Source organism: Treponema primitia (genome assembly GCF_046533075.1).
Lineage (GTDB): Bacteria > Spirochaetota > Spirochaetia > Treponematales > Breznakiellaceae > Termitinema > Termitinema primitia_B.
The window spans coordinates 167,474-184,296 of the sequence record NZ_JAJQRB010000045.1 but is presented as its reverse complement, the minus strand read 5'-3'; the positions used below and the strand labels follow the sequence as shown (position 1 = coordinate 184,296).

The following is a 16,823-nucleotide window of genomic DNA, read 5'->3' as shown; positions in this document are numbered from 1 at the left end:
CGTATGGAGGGACCCTCTGGGAGGCCCCATACGTTTCCTTCCTGACAGGCCCCCCCGACCAGTTGTGTGCTTTCGAAAACCCAGTCAAAGGGCGCATGGCTTTACCGGGGGAGTTCGCCTAGTACTGAATTTTATCCATTTTTTCGTCAAGACTCAAGCAAAAAAGCACCCCGCCCCCGTATATCCTGCGGAGGCGTTTATGCAAAGCAATTTCCTTTCACCCTTAAATGATTATGTGGTCAAAAGTATTTTCGGCGATCAGAGAAATATCGAAAACACCGAAGGACTTCTCAAACCCATCCTGGGTATCCCCCCGGAAGAGTTCGGCACGCTCACCATCGTGGACCCTTTCCTCAAACGCCTTTGGAGGAAGGACAAACTCGGTATCCTGGACATCAGGCTCACCACCGCCTCAGGCAGAGTCGTGAACATAGAGGTACAGGTGGAGCGGTACAAATTCTTCATCCAGCGTATCATCTACTACCTGGCCAAAATGCTGATTGAACAGATGAAATCCGGCTTTAACTACGGCAGGATCAACCAGACCATCTGCGTGGTTATCGTCAACCACATTCTTTGCCCAGAAGAGGAGCATTATTTTAACAGCTATGACCTGCGGAACCCCATAACCGGGCGCTTGTTTACAGATTTGCTCAAGGTGCTTATACTTGAGTTACCCAAGGTTCCTGAAACCGACGATAGCCGGGCCGTTTGGCCGTGGTTACAATTCTTCAAGTGCAAAAGCAAGGAGGATTTCGATATGCTGGCAAAAGCCCACCCCGAAGTAAAACCTGCGGTAAATGAATATGCAAAGATCAGTTGGAGCGACAGACGCCGGATGATAGCGGACTACAAGGAGAAAGCGCGCCGGGATAAGTACGCCATGATGGAATTCGCCAAGGATGAGGGCCGGGACGAAGGCATCGCATTAGGTGAGGCCAAGGGTCTTGCATTAGGTGAAGCTAAAGGCGAGGCGAAGGGCCTGGAACGGTTGCGGAATACTGCCCGTAACTTGAAAATCCGGGGTATACCGGTAAACCAGATCGCCGAAGATACCGGTCTCCCCCCGGAAGAAATTGAGCGATTGTAGCGCCCCAATCAAATGCAACCACGGACCCCGCCACCGAGGGTGTCAGTCACCGTTGAAGATGCATACCGTTTGGCATTTAGTTAGAAGCTTCATTTAGCGCATCGGCCCGGTGAAGCCATGCGCCTACGAGGCATGAAAGCACACCTTCAATTAGTACGGAGTGGGGTGTCAGGAAAGAAACGTATGGAGGGACCCTCTGGGAGGCCCCATACGTTTCTTTCCTGACAGGCCCCCCCGACCAGTTGTGTGCTTTCGGAGACCCAGCCAGCGCATGGCTTCACCGGGGGAGTTCACCTAATTGACCGCAGGCGCCGGCGATGGAGCGGCCTTTGCGGAAACGGCGGGTTACGGTAATGCCGCGCCGGGTAAGTTCCCGGGTAAATTGGGTGATTTCTGCGCCCGACGGTTGCCGTAGAGCATGGCCATGGAAGGTCATACCTTCTACGGGATTCCAGGGGATAAGGTTCACCGCCGCGTCCAGGCCCCGGGCAAAGTTGACCAGGGCGTCGATGTCTTCGTTCCGGGTGTTTATGCCGCCCAGGAGCACCGCCTCCAGGGTTATCCGGCGGTCCCGCTTCTTCTGGTAATACCGAAGGGCTTCCTTTAACTCCGGCAGCGGGTTGGACCGGCCTATGGGCATGAGCTGTTCCCGCAGGGCCGGGTCCGCAGTGGTAAGGGACACCGCAAGACGTATATCCGGCCCCGCATCGGCCAAGTGCCGGATACCTTCCACAATGCCGCTGGTGGAAAGGGTTATCCGCCGCTTTGAAAGGCCTATTCCGTCTTTATGGGTGATGATGTCCAGGGCTTTACGGAGTTCCTCCAAATTAAGGAGGGGCTCCCCCATGCCCATGATGACGATGTTTGCGATAGCGGGACTTATTGAACGGATATGGAGGAACTGTTCCACTATTTCGGAGGCCTCAAGGTTGCGGAGGAAGCCCAGGGAACCGGTTTTACAGAATACACAACCCACGGGACAGCCCGCCTGGGTGGAGATACAGGCGGTTTGCCGGCCTTCACCATCGGCGAGGAGCACCGCTTCAACCATCGCCCCATCGGCCAGGCGTATCTTGAGCTTTACCGTTCCGTCCGGATCATCCAGACGATCAGCGATACTGCTGCCGTAGAGGCTATGCCGGGCAGCAAGCTTTTCCCGCAGATCCCGGGAAAGATCGGTCATATCATTGAAGGAAAGGGCGCCCCGGGCTATCCATTTAAAGATCTGGGCGGCACGAAAAGAAGGCAGCCCTGCCAGTGTGGTTTCCAATAGCTCTGCCAGCTGATCCGGAGACAGTCCCGAGAGAACCGCCATCAGGAACAGAGCTTATCCATAAATTCCGTAACGTTTGTATTTCGTATACCGAGTTTTTGGAATTCCCCTAGAAATTCTATCGCCTTACTTTTATCGCCCTTTTTGAGCCAGCAGTCGGCGATTTCTATGTAGAAACGGTAGTTTTTCGGATCCTGCTGTATGAGCCGCCGCAGGGATTCGATGGCCTCATCGTGCTTGCCCTGGGTTTTTGCCACCATCGCAAGTCCCAATACCGCGTAGGTATCGAATTCGATGTTTAGCGCCTGGTGGTAATACTCCATGGACCGGTCATAATCGTTGAGGTTCCGGTAGGCATCCCCCGCCCGGGTCAGGATCACCTTATTCCGGGGATCCTGCTCCAGGATACGGTTCCAATAATCCAGGGACCGGTACTGCTGATTCAAGCCCCGGTAACAATCCGCCAGTCCGAAAAGGGCATAGAAATTGCAGGAATCCCGATCCAGGGCCTTCTCAAAGTAGGGGATACCGCTCTCGAAGGTCTTGAGCTTCCGGTGGCAGTTCCCGATGGAGGTTAACACCCGGATATCTACCCCCTCTTTGTTGTGTTCCAGCATCTTTTCCCAATAAAACAGGGCGTCCCGGTATTCCTTAAAATCGTAGTGCAGATGTCCCAGGCCGATGATAGCGTAGGGATTCTGATCCTCCATATCTAAGACACGGAGATATACCGCCTTGGAATGTTTGAAATCCCGGACCTTCCGGTAAGCGTCGGCAACCCGGGTCAGGACGGTAATGTTTTTATCGTCATGGAGGAGGTACTGCTCCCAGATCTCTATAGCCTTATGGTACTGGTTCAGGGCCTTGTAGCAGTCCGCAAGCCCGAAAAGGGCGTAGTTATTCCCCGGATGATGTGCAAGGCAGCGCCGGTAGTACTCCACCGCGTCCCGGAAGGAATTCCGCTTCCGGGCTGCATCCCCCATACCAACCAGGGCATAGTTGTTACTTTCGTCCATTATAAGGATTTTCTCAAAACAGGCCATAGCTTCAGTTATTTTAGCTTCCTTTAAAAACTGATATCCCTTTTTTGACAGATCCGATATTTCTGAAACTTCCTGGTTCTCTTCCCCAAGTACACTTTCCGGGACTTGTTTAACATCTTCACTCATCAGAATGATCCTTTTCTTCATGCATTAATTTCTGAATTAGGGCGGATAAGCGCATGATAATCGGTTCCGCCTTGTTTTTATCCGGGGCTATCCAATACATACGCAGGGCATCCAAGTCTCTTCCCTGGGATTTGTAATAGTCTCCGACCCTTGACAGACCATCAGAATACCCTGTGGTAAGGAATATCCTTTTGGCTCCTTCAACGTCCCCGGAGTTATAAAGTACATTGCCTTTACGATTCAGCGCAGCCTTCTGGCTTCCGTCAATAGCAGGTCTTGCAATGGTTTTTATAAAGCCATTTTGATCTTCAAAACGGTCAAACACTTTTTTATAATCCATCGTTTCCCTAATAAAATATACTAATCAAAGTAATAGTATTTACCACTTTAGCAAAAATTACAACTAAAATTTTTTTAAAAAATCAACCACCGACCGTCCGTAAGTCCTGGACTCTTCGAATGTAAGCCCCAGAGGGGGCTGATCAAAGAAATCCTGCCGCGGCCGGTGGATGAGGAGCCGGGATCCCGGTCCCATCAACGGGGAGGCGGCGATAGCGCCCACCAGTTCCCATTTGAACTTATAGGGGAAGGGGGGATCGCAAAAGATAATATCGAATCGTTTTTGGGCCCGCCGGACATAAAGTTCCGCCGCCATAAACCGGCACTGTATCCTTACGGGGGATATGGATACATTGTTAATCAGCGTTTTCCGTTTTACCGTATCCATTTCTACCGCTTCCACCGGGTCAGCCCCGCGGGAAGCTGCCTCCAGGGCAATGATTCCGGACCCGGAAAAAATGTCAAGAAAGGATAGGCCTGAAAGATCCCCCAGGGCGCCGAAAACCGACTCCCGCATACGATCCATAGCAGGGCGGATAACTCCGCCGGGGACCTCTACCTGCCGCCCCTTCAGGACGCCGCCGGTAACCCGCACTAAAAGTCTCTGAGCAGTTCGTTGAGTTCATCGGAGCTGACCACCGGCTCCGATGAGGGCGTTTCTTCGGTACTGATGTACTGTTCAATGGTTTTTTGCCGTTCCAGGGCATGTTCCCGCATCAGGGCAATTTTATCCTTAAGTACCGGGTAGGGGCTAAGGGATACGGTACCCGGTCCGTTTGCCAGGTCCCAGAGGGTCCCAAGAAACTGCTGCTCCGTTTCGTAGAGATTATAAAACTGCCCATTCCGTCCTATAAGGTGGGTATTTTCTACGAGATCCCGCAATAACACCCCCAAGGCGGCGTCGATAAAATCCACATCCGTCAGGGTCTTATCCAAAAAAATATCCGGGTCCGCATCCAGGATGAGTAAATCCCGAATCATCCGTATTCTGGTATTCAGGATAAATATATTATCTTCAAAATTGATTTGTTTACTCATAACGGTATGTATAATATCGGCATTTATTTTCCCCACTTGACCTTCAGAACCGGTTTTGGTATTATGAGTAACCTCTTTGCCCGTCCCTGGGACGGGCCAAATTGAAGTCCATAAGGAGGGCCTATGCGCCAGTATGAACTGACGGTCATTCTTCCCCTGGAAGAAGACCTGAGTAAGGCAGGCCGGGAGCAGTTGCTCACCGATCTGAATACCAACGGAGCGGAGATCGAGAAAACCGATGAAATCGGGGACCGGGATCTCGCCTACGAAGTAAAAAAGCGAAGACGGGGCCGTTACGTCCTGTTTACCCTCAAGCTGGATCCGGCAAAGGTTGCGGTTCTGGACCGGAGCTTTAAACTCAACGCCAATCTCCTCAAATACCTCTTTGTAAATATAGAGGAGTAGTAACCATGGCAGATATTAACCATGTTGTCTTGGTTGGCAGGTTAACCCGTGATGCGGAGTTAAAATATACCGCCAATGGCCAAGCGGTCTGTAAGTTTTCCGTCGCGGTAAACCGCCGTAGGAAAAACGGAGACCAATGGATAGACGAGGCGAATTTTTTTGATGTCGTCCTCTGGGGAAGGCAGGGTGAATCCCTTAATCAATACCTGGTTAAGGGAAAAATGGTGGGTCTTGACGGTGAACTCCGCCAGGATCGCTGGGAGCAGGATGGTCAGAACCGTTCCAAGGTGGAGATTGTAGCCGCTAATCTACAGCTTCTCGGGGGCGGTCCCGGCGGCGGTGCTTCCGGCGGCGCTCAAGGCCGGTCCGAAACATACGGGGATAAGGCCCCCAAGGAAAGCCCACCCTCCGGCGGTGACGATGGCTTTGCCGATGATATTCCTTTTTAATCAATTTATAGGAGTCGAATTATGTCTGATGAACAGCAATATATTGAGAATGAACGCCCTTCGGGGGGAAATTACGGCGGAAACCGGGATCGGGGGATGGATATCCCCATGGATGGCCGGGATGGTGACGACCGAGGCGGCAGGGGAAAGGGCAAGGTTTTTTTTAAGAAAAAGGTCTGCAAATTCTGTACCCAGAAGCTCAAGATAGATTATAAGGATGCGGATGTACTGCGCCGGTTTATCACCGAACGGGGGAAGATACTGCCCCGCCGTATTACCGGTACCTGCGCCAAGCATCAGAGAGCCCTTGCCCTGTCGATTAAACGGGCACGGATTATCGCCCTGCTTCCTTTTGTAGCGGACTAGTCAGGAAAACGGTTTAAACGCCATGGGAACCTTAGCTTTGGTACCCGCTCTGATCGGGGCAGCGGTTTCCGTTGGCTTAGTTAAGAGCAGCCTCTTGGGGTTTTTGTTTTTATTGCCCCTTGGTGTTGTTGCCTATTATTTTAATGCAAAGACCGCATGGTTTGCCGCGTTGCTTGCCGTGCTGGGAAATTTTGCTTTTTCGCTGCCGGCCATTGGGGCGGATGTTTTTTGTTTGGCGGCGCTTATCGCGATTTTTACCTGGATTACATCGCCGCCGGAACGGGCGCCTGCTTTTTTCAGGATGCCCGTTGTATATCGGATCATGGCCGGTTCGGTTCTGGCAACCCTTGTTTTCGCCCTGGTGATATATTCCATGCGGGATGACCAGGAGCTGTTTTCTGTTTTTCGCCAACAGGCTGAAGCCTTAGCGTCCCTGTACGCAGCTTCTTCCGGCGCGGATGTGGTGCAGCGTTCCTTAACGGAACAGTATATGACCGCGGATACCATACTGAAAACCCTGGGTGATCTTGCCATCCGGGGTGGGATCTTGATGTCATGGGCTCTGCTTTTTTTCATCAGCTGTCAGATAAGTCTGGTTATTACTTGGCTGGTCCGGCGCATTGTGCAACGCAGTTCACCGCGCATTTTGCAACGAATGTGGCCGAATGGTTTGCTTGTAAATTTTCATCTGCGGGCGGAATGTATTTGGGCGCTTTCGTTTTCCCTCCTGGCCGTATTGGCCGGCGTGAGTTTAAAGCTTGCGCCCCTTGAGATTGTGGGTTGGAATATACTGGTTATATGTATTATACTGTATTTGACTCAGGGCGGCGGAATAGCCCTTTTTTTTCTTACCCGGGTGTTTATACCGCCGGGTATGCGGTTCTTTTTGAACCTGTTTATTTTGGTTTTAATTTTGAGTCCGGGAATTAACGTGGTCTTCTTGGTGGGTTTAGTCCTCCTGGGGATCGCTGAAAATTGGGTGCCCTTTCGGGCGCCGAAAACAAACGGATCTCCCCCAACTCCGGGGGTGTGATAGTGTCCGTTTTATTCTAATTTATTAATGCAAAAAACCAAAGGTTTTTTGCCACAGAAAAAATCTTTGATTTTTTCTGAAAGGAGCTTGTGTTATGAAGGTAATTTTAAACAAGGATTTATTACCCCTGGGAGAAGAAGGGGACGTGAAGGATGTAGCCAAGGGCTATGCCAGGAACTATCTCTTTCCCCGGGGTATTGCCCTGCCTTATACGGATAGTACGGTTGCGTTATTCGAATCCCGGCGTGGGGAAATTGAGGCGCGGAAAGAAGAGAAACGCAAGGATGCCCTGGGTCTTAAGGAAAAACTGGAAGCCCTGGAACTGGTTATTGTCATGCCTGCGGGGGCCAACGGAAAGCTCTACGGAGCCGTTACCAGCCAGACCGTGGCGGATGAACTGACCAAACAGGGTTTCCGGATTGAGCGGAAGCGGATTGAACTTCCCGGGAATAGCTTTAAAAGCGTGGGCAAATACAAGGTAGCGGTTAAGTTATACGAAAGCGCCGCCGCAGAGATAACCATAACGGTGGAGGGGCAGCCGATAAAGGTTGAAACTCCCTCGGCGCCGGTACGGAAGGATCGCCGGCACAGCAGAGATGCGGAATCTACCCAGAAGAGCGGAATTACCGGCGAAGCTTCCCACGATGAGGGGAAAACGGCTGAAAACTCCGCTTCGGCCGCAGCCGCCCAGGATGCGTCCCAGGAAGCTGCACCCTCCCAGGAAGCGGCCGCTCCAGAAGTTTAATAAGCCATGGCTCCCCAGACGCAGAAGGAACCGGGTAACGGTCTAATGGGCAATGGCCCAAAGGTTCCTCCCCATAATGATGAGGCGGAACAGGCTTCTCTGGGAGCCATGCTGCTTGATGAAGATGCTATTACCACCGTTATCCAATATATTAGACCCGATGATTTTTATTCCAACGCCAATCGCCGGGTCTATTCGGCAATCCTCGGTCTGTTTAATCAGGGACGGAAGGCGGATATCATCACCGTTACGGAGGAGCTTCGTAAGGTGGGAGATCTGGATCTGTCCGGCGGGCCTTCCTATGTGGCTTCCCTTACCAATGTGGTCCCCTCCAGCGCTAACGTCGATTATTATGCCAAGATAGTACAGGATTGCTCCCTGCGCCGGTCCCTGATCCGGGTTGCGGGGGAAGTAAGCGTTAAATCCTATGATGAATCCCAGGAATCCCGGGTAATACTGGAAGAAACCCAGCAGCGGATCTTTGATCTTACCGAAGACCGGAAGACCCTGAGTTTTAAGAGCGCCAAGGAAATTATCCCCGAGGCGATTAAAACCATAGAAAAGCTCTACAACGCGAAGGACGCCTATACGGGGGTTCCCACGGGGTTTGAGGAGCTTGATTCCATGACCTCGGGGTTCCAGCCTGCGGAACTCATCATCATAGGCGCCCGGCCTTCGGTTGGGAAAACCGCTCTGGCCCTGACCATGGCGGCCAATATGTCGATAAACAATAAGGGCCGGAAAATACCCACCGCCTTCTTCACCCTTGAAATGTCCGACATGGCCCTGATGCAGCGGCTCATCTCCAGCGAAGCGAATATTGAGTCTAACAAGATCCGTTCAGGACTTCTAAAGCCCAGCGATTTTCACAGCCTCATGACCGCAGCGGGAACCATATACGAGGCGCCCCTCTATATTGTGGATATGCCAAACATGAAGCTCCTGGATCTGCGGGCCCAGGCCAGGCGGCTCCGGGTACAGCAGAAGGTTGAGATAATCTTCATCGATTACCTTACCCTGATCGGTTCCGATAATTACCAGCTGCAGCGGCACGAGCAGATTGCCGAGATTTCCCGTTCCTTAAAAAGTCTGGCCCGGGAGCTTAATATCCCTATCGTGGCCCTCTCCCAGGTACGCCGGGATGCGGAGGGAAAACGGCCCAACCTTTCGGATATCCGGGAGTCCGGGTCCATTGAGCAGGATGCGGATGTGGTAATGTTTCTCCACCGGGAACGGGAATCGGATAAAAAAAGTAACGAACGGGAAAATTCGGATATCGCCCATACGGAATTGATTATCGCAAAACAGCGGAATGGTCCGGTGGGAACCGTAGAAATTGTGTTCCTGCCGCGCTTTACAAAATTTGCGCCCATGACCAGGGAACACCAGTAGCACAGGAGGGCATATGGCCTTTATTGATAGTTATAATTTAGAGCATCTTGCAAACGAAGCCGAACATTTGGTTCATGAAGAATTGGGACGGCAGCTTGAATCCTATCAGGGGGAAATCTGCCTCTGTAACGATTGTGTGGTGGATATGGCCGCCATGGCCTTAAACACCGTGAAGCCCCTGTACCGGTATTCCCTGCTGGGTACCCTCTGGGCTTCCAGCGCCATGACCGATGAAGCCTACGCAGCAAGTATACAGGAAGCGGTATCCAATGCCATAGAAAAGGTGCGGGAGAATCCCTCCCACGACTAATGGTTCCGGGAACCTTTCCTTATCTTTGGAGGGGTCCCCGCTGGATATGCCGGTCCGCTGTTTCCAGGATCCATTCTGTTTCCAGAAGCCGCAGCCGGGCAAGAAGGGACCCTGTGGCGGGGTTGTGCCAGCTGATAGAACCATCCCTGCCAAGGACAATAAAGTATCGTTCGCTTCCGATCAGGTTAATAGGCAGGCTTGGACCCCGTTCAAAGGGAATAAATCCCCGATTACTGTGGAGGGTGGGGCCGTTTCCTCCGATGGTTGACGCGACAGATTGACCGCTTTGGGCTATGATAAAGCTGGTGTCTTCACCCTTGTACTCGACCAGCCGGGTCGAATCGGCGGGATGTTCCGTATTCAAAAGAAGCAGGGCGGTGGTGGCGCTGTTCGAGGAGCCCTCCACAACGCCTCCGTAAACAGCTCCGTCGGCGGACCGGTACAATTTGGCGCCCACCGTGGAGGGATAGATAAAGGGGACCGTTTCTTCGGTAACCGTATTCACCACCAGGAAGGGAGATGTCTGGCTTAGGTCGGAATGGCCTATGATGATATTTTCGCTGTCAAGGAAGGATATATCCAGGGGGTCCGTGGCGGCGTAGGTAAACTTACTGCTGCCCGTGTCGGTGGACAATACGGTGATGCTCCCCGCAGAATCCACGAAAAGGGCTTGGTTCCCCAGCAGGGAAACCGAACGGAGGGAGTGCCGGAGGGCCAGCCTTCCCAGAATGATATCCGTGCGCTCCCGGGTACCGGCGCCGGTTACAAGAATCGGATAGGTACGGGTATTATCGGTTTGCCAGAATAGAAACCTGCCGGGAGCTCCGAAGCCCATTGCAGAATCTCCGCTTATTTGGGTATTCCCACGGGCATCTTCAAGGGTGATAGTATCACGGTCCATGAGGGACTGATAATCCACCGGTATGATGCTTAAATGCTTATCCTCTGTCATAAACGCCAGACTGTCCCCTGAAATAGCTACGGAACTTACCTGGGTAAGCTTTACCCTGCCCATAGCCCGGGGCTCCCGGTCGTTTACCTCAAACATCCAAACTCCGCCATCAACGGTACCCAGGGCAACAGCGCCGGCAGCAATGGTAACTCCGCTGGAAATTAGGGGCATTCTGGAAAAGGTGGTTCTATTTTTACCTTCCAAGGTTCCCTGGGTGGTAATAGTATAGTGGGTAAGGGTGATGGACCCGTTGGTACTGTTATCCAGGGTGCCCAGGTACATAAATTCCAGAAGGTCCGATGACGATACGGGAAACAGTTTCCCCTTGGCGACATGCCGATCCCGGGCAATTTCTCTGCCCGTTACGGCATCCAACACAATCAGACCGTTGGAATCTATCCCGCTAAGATAACGGTTATTCCCAAATATGATGGGGCTTGTCAGATTGGCGGGCGCCACCGAATCCTGGATAGACCTTCCGGTGTTTAATTCCCAATAGGTAATTTGACCCGAGGAGGCATAGGTCATCATGGTCCGCTCGGATCTGCCGGTGGCGGAAAAAGCGATGGTCCCGGTCTGATCCGGGGGAGAATCCAGTACTTCCCCGGTTTCGGGGTGGATAAATACCACACCGCTTCTGGCGCTTCGGGCTACCATAAGGAAGTTGCCCCCGGCGGAGTAATTGATGAAGGTCACGGGGTCCCTAAACCGCAGGGTAAATAAATTTCGTTTAAGCCCATAGTCCCAGGTGGAAATCCTATACACACCAACGCCATCGCTTTCCAACAGGGCAACCTGGGATTTCCCCGGCCTTTGGATCATGGACCGTACCGCATAGGGGCTTACCTGAAAACGATCCACCGCAGAGTTGGTCCTGACATTCCATATCCCCAGAAAGCCGTCCATACCGGCGCTGAGGATATAGTTTCTCACCGGATCAAAAGCCACGACCGATACAACGCCGGAATGACCCGCCGCCAAGGTAGCGGGATCGACATTTCTGCCGGAAGACTGGGAATATGCAAACTGTGCTATAAACAGGGTTGTAAGGATAAACAAACCCGCCTGGTAATACCCTCTCTTTTTACTTTTCACCCAAGACTCCTTTTTATTCACCGGTCTTTTTTCATTATCGGCGAATTCTAAAGCGAATTTACCGACGAGTCAAAAATAAAATATCTCCAAAAACAGCGAAAATCATTAAACCAAAAATCAATACCACCCCTACGGTCTGGAATACGCTGATATATTTGGGATTCAGGGGTTTCCGCTTTATTATTTCAATAATAAAGAGAACAATCAATCCTCCATCAAGTACCGGAAGGGGGAGGAGATTCATAATACCGAGGGCTATGGAGATCAGGGCCAGGAAATTTGCCATGGAACTGATGCCCGCGCCAAAGCTTTGGCCGAAACCTTCGGCGGCTACATCCCCCAGCATATAGGTAATCCGTACCGGTCCGGAAACCGCCTGAGTTAAATCAATGCCCCGGAAGAGGAGGGTAAGGCTCTTAACAGAAAGGACGAAGGTTTTCCAGCTTTCCTTCCCGCCCTTTATCAGGGCGCTCACGGGAGACAGCCGGGGGCTATGGAACTGAAGATGTTCATAGGATACCCCGATATCTGCGGTCCCCGTATCGGTATAGCTGAGGATCAGGTCGGCCTGCATTGGGCGGCCCTCCCGCTCAAAATCCACCGACAGTACCGGGGGTTGGCTCCGGAGTATCCTGAAAAGCGCCACGGTATAGGAAAAATCCTCCCCGTTTATCCGGGTAATCCGGTCCCCGGGCCGCAGTCCGGCTATATCGGCGGGGCTTCCCCCGGTAACGGCGCTGATAACCGGTTCGGACCAAAAATACACCCCGATTTTTCCTGCACCGGAGCTTTTGTCCAGGTCCGGCCGAACCATGAGGTCAAGAACCTTTCCGTCCCGCTGAACCTGAACGGGCAGGTTTTTTTCCGGGTTGGTGGCGATGAGTTCCTGAATATCGTGATAATTTGTTACGGGATTGCCGTTTATATCGATAATTTTATCCCCGGTTTTTAAGCCCCCCTGATCGGCGGGGTACGTTTCCCCGGGGCTTATGTCCGAAACCAGGACAATACGGTTATCCAGGGTGCTTACTTCGAATCCGATACCCCAAATAATAGAGAGGACCAGGATCGTAAAGAGAAAATTAAAGCCCGGGCCCGCAAAGGCAACGACGATGCGCCGCAGCGGGCTGACCCCATAAAAGGTACCCTTAGCCTGGGGTATGGCATTGGAACGGTTTTCGTAGGCTTCCTGGAATTCGTTTTCCCCGCGCATTTTGCAATAACCGCCTATGGGGAATATGCCCAGCCGGTACTCTACATTACCGACCTTCTTTTTTAGGATAGGTTTGCCCCAGCCTATGGAAAAGGCCTCCACATCGATACCTACCAGCCGGGCGGCGAGGAAATGGCCCAGTTCGTGGACAAAAACCACCACCCCTAAACCGATTAACCCCAATAGTATTTTTATCAATAACACTTCTGATTCTCCACCTATAAACCATACCCGACAATCCAGGGTATAGCAAGGGACATGGGGTTCGGATTTTTCTTATTCACAGAAACTCAAGATTTGAAGCGCCGTTGTTTCATCGGTAAACAGGTCCGTAACCAGACTTCCCCTTAGGGCGGCCAGAATGGCCTTGAATTTTTGGCGTCCGCAGGCAATGCCGATACGGCGGGGAATTTGCAAAAAGGTTTCGGTTTCAATCCCCACAACCCGCCGGTTAATCGGAATATCCATAAACTTACCCTTGGAATCATAATGGTAGCCGCAGAGATGCCCGCAGGACCCGGCGTCATATATTTTCAGGGCTTCCGCGGGGGACAGGAAACCTGCCCGTACCAGGGCGCTGTCTTCAGGCTGGTCGGAACTCAAACCCACCAGGGCTAAATCCAGGGCTTTGGTCTTATCAATGGTTTCGCATATTCCCGGTTCTGAAAGGAGGAGCCGCTTTAGTTCCATGCTTTTTACCAGGAGGGGCGAAAGAAACAAAAAACACCGGCCGTTTATTTTTTCCGCAAGAATCCGTGCCAGTTCCGACCCGTCATAGGAAAGCGCCGATGCCCCGAGGCCCCCCATGAGCTGTATCACCTCGGAGTCTATGATATCCGACTTGGGAAGCTGGCGGATCATGTGATAGAGAGCGGTTCCCCAGGAAATACCAATGCGTATCCGGTCTGTAAGCAGGGATGAAATAAAACCAGCCGCTTGTAAACAGGTTTGGTATAAGGTTAAGGGATAATCCGTTTCATTTGGAACAACACAAACGGTTTTTAATCCGTATAGGCTCTTTAACTGCTCCCCCGCGGGGGAAGAAAAGGGGGATGTATCGTTAATGCGTATTTCTACGATACCCTTTTCCCGGCATTCCTTAAGAATGTTTGCTATGGTTGGACGGGAGATCTTATACAGATTGGCAATCTCCGATTGGGACATTGAATCGATATAGTAATTTCTGGCTACACTAACTAAAAAGTCAAATGACTTATTCATCCTGTTTTCTTTTTGGGAGGAATATGAATACACCTTCCAAGGCTGTCTGCGGCCGCTTCCATGAGGGCTTCCGACACGGTCGGATGTCCGTGAATAATATCCGCCAGCTCGTGGACGGTAATTTCCATGGCCATCATAGCTGCAGCTTCGTTGATGATCTCCGCCGCTCCGGGCCCGACAATATGTACCCCCAGAATTTTACCGTACTTTTTATCCGCTAAAATCTTGACAAAACCCTCGGCGCTGTCGGCGCTCAGCGCCTTTCCGTTGGCCGCCAGGGGGAATTTTCCAATCGCCACGGGGCCTGCCTTCTCGGCTTCTTCCTGGGTAAGCCCCACCGCGGCGGCTTCGGGGAAACTGTATACCACCGAGGGAACAAAACGCAGGTCCGCTTTCTGCTTACCCTTGTCCGTTCCCCGGACTGCGTTAAACGCCGCAAGTTCCGCCATTTTGAAGGCGGCATGGGCCAGCATCTTTTTCCCGTTAATATCACCGGGGGCAAAAATTCCCGGAACCGAAGTTTCCATATAATCGTCGCTTAGTATTTTACCCTTTTCTGTTTTAACGTGTACATCCCCAATAGAAGAAAGATCCCCCGTCCTGCCTATGGAGACCAGGACTTTATCGGCGCTTAAAACGGCGCCATCCCCCAAAACCAGGTTCAGATCCGTCCCTTTTTTTTCAATTTTAGAAAGGCCGATCCCGGTGATGATCTCGACGCCCCGGGATTTTAATATACGGTGGATCAATGCCGCAACTTCCGCGTCCATAAAGGGCAAGATCCGGGGCATGGCTTCCACAATACTGATCTTACTGCCAAAGGCCTGGAAGATCATGGCCATCTCCACCCCGATAACTCCGCCGCCTATGATGGCCAGCCGGGGAGGCAGCTCCTGGATATCAAGAATTTCCGTGCTGGATAATACCCCGGCCAGTTCAAGTCCGGGAATAGGAAGCCGCGCTACCTGGGATCCTCCGGCGAGTATCACCTTTTTGGCCGCCAGCTCCGGCTGTCCGGCGACGGCTATACGGTTAGGCGTAAGAAGCCTGGCCTCGCCCCGGATAAGCTCCACTCCGTTGGCTGCCAGGAGGGAAGCGACCCCGGAGGTAAGTTTTTTTACTACCCTGTTTTTTTCTTTTATTACCGTGGGCATATCCACCGAAAGCGCGGGATTTGCAATTTTGATACCCCGTTTAGCCGCTCCGGCAATTTCGTGGATCAGTTCGGCAGTTTTTAGCAGGGTCTTGGTGGGAATACAACCCCGGTTTAAACAGGTCCCGCCTACTTCGTCTTTTTCAATTAAGGCAACCCGTGCTCCTAATTGGGCCGCCTTAATAGCCGCCACATATCCTGCGGGGCCGCCCCCAATAACAAGCACATCATATTCTTTTTCGCTCATTTTTTTCTCCGGCCTACACCAGTATTACTACCGGCGATTCAAGAAGTTCCCTCAGGGTTTTGATAAAAACAGCCGCCCCTGCGCCGTCTACGATCCGGTGATCAAAGGTGAGGGACAGGCCCATGAGTTTACGGCTTTGCACCTTTTCTCCCTCAAGCTTCAGTTCATCCTCCACGGAACAGACTCCCAGGATAGCCGCTTCCGGGGGATTGATAATCGGTGTAAAGGCGGTGATGCCGTACATGCCCACGTTGGATACGGTAAAGGTTCCGCCGCTCATTTCATCGGGGGTCAGCTGACCCTCCCGCGCCCGGCGGGCCAGATCCGCCGCCTGTGCGGAGATCCGCCGGAGGCTTAATGCCTGGGCATTGTGGATCACCGGAACCAGAAGCCCCCGTTCGGTAGCCACCGCCACGCCCAGATTTATACTGCCCTTGTAAATAAGCTCATTCCCATCCAGAACGGAATTCAGGCGGGGATTTGCTTCCAGGGCTTTTACAACAGCGGCCAGTATAAAGTCGTTCACCGTGATCTTGATTTCCAGTTTTTCGTTGAGTTCCTTTCTCATGGCCAGCATCTTCGTAACATCCGCCCGGGTATTCTGGGTAACATCCGGAATGGTCAGGCGGCTTTCCAGCATACGTTTGCCGGTGATCCTCTGGATATTGGTCAGGGGGACCCGTGTGTCCGGCCGGGACGCCGAGCCATGGTCCGGCGCCCGCACAATCGCTGCGCCACCCAGATCGGCGCTGAATATTTTCCCGCCGTGACCGGACCCTTGGATACCGCTTAAGGGGATACCCTGGTCCTCCGCCATACGCCGGGCCAGGGGAGTCGCCTTAGCCGAAGACGCGGCGGCCCCTTCCACATCGCCCCGGCGTATCTCGCCGGACTTACCGCTGGGGGATACGGCGCCGAGGGCAATGCCCTTGTCTTCAGCCAGCTTCCGGGCGGCGGGGGTGGCCTTAAACTTCCCATCCGCCGAAAGCTCCGCCGCTGCCCCTTGGGGAATTGGCCCCGGAGCGGCGGTGGGAAGTTCCGCCTTGGCGCCGGGTTTTGGCTCCCCGGCGGAGCTTTCCGGAACCGCCTCTCCGTGCTGCCCCACCCAGGCGATAACCTTCGTTACCGGAATAGTTTCTCCGGCCTGGCCTAATATGGCCAGGATCTCGCCGTCGTAATCCGATTCCAGTTCCATGGTGGACTTATCAGTTTCGATAAGCGCTACAATATCGCCCCGTGCGATCTTGTCTCCTACCTTAATCTTCCACTCAAGAATAACCCCTTCTTCCATAGCCATGCCCGTCTTGGGCATGATGATTGAATTGGCCATGCA

At 52.5% G+C, this 16,823-nt stretch carries 18 protein-coding genes; 8 read left to right on the top strand and 10 right to left on the bottom strand.

Going from position 1 to position 16,823, the window contains the following annotated elements:
• Window positions 1–199: 199 nt before the first annotated feature.
• Complete coding sequence (locus LQZ19_RS09040; RefSeq protein ID WP_411047343.1) at window positions 200–1,090, top strand: Rpn family recombination-promoting nuclease/putative transposase; 891 nt, start codon at window positions 200–202, stop codon at window positions 1,088–1,090.
• A 277-nt stretch (window positions 1,091–1,367) separates the two neighbouring features.
• Here the strand turns inward: LQZ19_RS09040 and rlmN are convergent, their stop codons facing one another.
• The 5 genes from rlmN to LQZ19_RS09015 all read right to left on the bottom strand — a co-directional run bounded on the left by rlmN (window position 1,368) and on the right by LQZ19_RS09015 (window position 4,909).
• Window positions 1,368–2,405: a dual-specificity RNA methyltransferase RlmN gene (gene rlmN, locus LQZ19_RS09035; protein WP_411047342.1), complete on the bottom strand. Its 1,038-nt coding sequence runs from the start codon at window positions 2,403–2,405 to the stop codon at window positions 1,368–1,370.
• Entirely contained in the window at window positions 2,405–3,532 is a 1,128-nt protein-coding gene (locus tag LQZ19_RS09030) for a tetratricopeptide repeat protein (RefSeq protein WP_411047341.1), read from the bottom strand. The genes rlmN and LQZ19_RS09030 overlap by 1 nt, the downstream gene beginning before the upstream one ends.
• Window positions 3,525–3,872 carry a hypothetical protein gene (locus tag LQZ19_RS09025; protein WP_411047340.1) on the bottom strand — a complete coding sequence of 116 codons (348 nt, stop codon included), beginning with the start codon at window positions 3,870–3,872 and terminating at the stop codon, window positions 3,525–3,527. Before LQZ19_RS09025 ends, LQZ19_RS09030 begins: the two co-directional genes overlap by 8 nt.
• Window positions 3,873–3,935: 63 nt before the next feature.
• Window positions 3,936–4,466 (bottom strand): RsmD family RNA methyltransferase, encoded by a 531-nt coding sequence (locus LQZ19_RS09020; RefSeq protein ID WP_411047339.1) that lies wholly within the window; start codon window positions 4,464–4,466, stop codon window positions 3,936–3,938.
• Complete coding sequence (locus tag LQZ19_RS09015; RefSeq protein ID WP_411047338.1) at window positions 4,466–4,909, bottom strand: hypothetical protein; 444 nt, start codon at window positions 4,907–4,909, stop codon at window positions 4,466–4,468. The genes LQZ19_RS09020 and LQZ19_RS09015 overlap by 1 nt, the downstream gene beginning before the upstream one ends.
• A 123-nt stretch (window positions 4,910–5,032) precedes the next feature.
• Here LQZ19_RS09015 and rpsF point away from each other — a divergent pair, with 123 nt between their 5' ends.
• From rpsF to LQZ19_RS08980, 7 genes are all read left to right on the top strand, one after another.
• Entirely contained in the window at window positions 5,033–5,314 is a 282-nt protein-coding gene (gene rpsF, locus LQZ19_RS09010; RefSeq protein WP_411047337.1) for a 30S ribosomal protein S6, read from the top strand.
• A 5-nt stretch (window positions 5,315–5,319) separates the two neighbouring features.
• Complete coding sequence (gene ssb, locus LQZ19_RS09005; protein WP_411047336.1) at window positions 5,320–5,763, top strand: single-stranded DNA-binding protein; 444 nt, start codon at window positions 5,320–5,322, stop codon at window positions 5,761–5,763.
• A gap of 21 nt (window positions 5,764–5,784) precedes the next feature.
• Window positions 5,785–6,129 carry a 30S ribosomal protein S18 gene (gene rpsR / locus LQZ19_RS09000; RefSeq protein ID WP_411047335.1) on the top strand — a complete coding sequence of 115 codons (345 nt, stop codon included), beginning with the start codon at window positions 5,785–5,787 and terminating at the stop codon, window positions 6,127–6,129.
• Window positions 6,130–6,151: 22 nt separating this feature from the next.
• Window positions 6,152–7,162: a hypothetical protein gene (locus LQZ19_RS08995; protein WP_411047334.1), complete on the top strand. Its 1,011-nt coding sequence runs from the start codon at window positions 6,152–6,154 to the stop codon at window positions 7,160–7,162.
• 94 nt (window positions 7,163–7,256) lie between these two features.
• Complete coding sequence (rplI, locus tag LQZ19_RS08990) at window positions 7,257–7,907, top strand: 50S ribosomal protein L9 (RefSeq protein ID WP_411047333.1); 651 nt, start codon at window positions 7,257–7,259, stop codon at window positions 7,905–7,907.
• A gap of 6 nt (window positions 7,908–7,913) precedes the next feature.
• A complete protein-coding gene (gene dnaB / locus LQZ19_RS08985; protein WP_411047332.1) occupies window positions 7,914–9,299 on the top strand; it encodes a replicative DNA helicase in 1,386 nt (461 codons plus the stop codon).
• Window positions 9,300–9,312: 13 nt separating this feature from the next.
• On the top strand, window positions 9,313–9,609 hold the full coding sequence (locus tag LQZ19_RS08980) for a late competence development ComFB family protein (RefSeq protein WP_010258305.1): 297 nt from the start codon (window positions 9,313–9,315) through the stop codon (window positions 9,607–9,609).
• Window positions 9,610–9,628: 19 nt separating this feature from the next.
• Here the strand turns inward: LQZ19_RS08980 and LQZ19_RS08975 are convergent, their stop codons facing one another.
• The 5 genes from LQZ19_RS08975 to LQZ19_RS08955 all read right to left on the bottom strand — a co-directional run bounded on the left by LQZ19_RS08975 (window position 9,629) and on the right by LQZ19_RS08955 (window position 16,820).
• Window positions 9,629–11,656, bottom strand: coding sequence for a WD40 repeat domain-containing protein (locus LQZ19_RS08975; RefSeq protein ID WP_411047331.1), 2,028 nt, complete (start codon window positions 11,654–11,656; stop codon window positions 9,629–9,631).
• A gap of 58 nt (window positions 11,657–11,714) precedes the next feature.
• Window positions 11,715–13,073, bottom strand: coding sequence for a site-2 protease family protein (locus tag LQZ19_RS08970; RefSeq protein WP_411047330.1), 1,359 nt, complete (start codon window positions 13,071–13,073; stop codon window positions 11,715–11,717).
• 72 nt (window positions 13,074–13,145) lie between these two features.
• On the bottom strand, window positions 13,146–14,090 hold the full coding sequence (locus LQZ19_RS08965) for a sugar-binding transcriptional regulator (protein WP_411047329.1): 945 nt from the start codon (window positions 14,088–14,090) through the stop codon (window positions 13,146–13,148).
• Window positions 14,087–15,490, bottom strand: coding sequence for a dihydrolipoyl dehydrogenase (gene lpdA, locus LQZ19_RS08960; protein WP_411047328.1), 1,404 nt, complete (start codon window positions 15,488–15,490; stop codon window positions 14,087–14,089). Before lpdA ends, LQZ19_RS08965 begins: the two co-directional genes overlap by 4 nt.
• Window positions 15,491–15,503: 13 nt before the next feature.
• A complete protein-coding gene (locus LQZ19_RS08955; RefSeq protein ID WP_411047327.1) occupies window positions 15,504–16,820 on the bottom strand; it encodes a dihydrolipoamide acetyltransferase family protein in 1,317 nt (438 codons plus the stop codon).
• Window positions 16,821–16,823 lie beyond the last annotated feature (3 nt).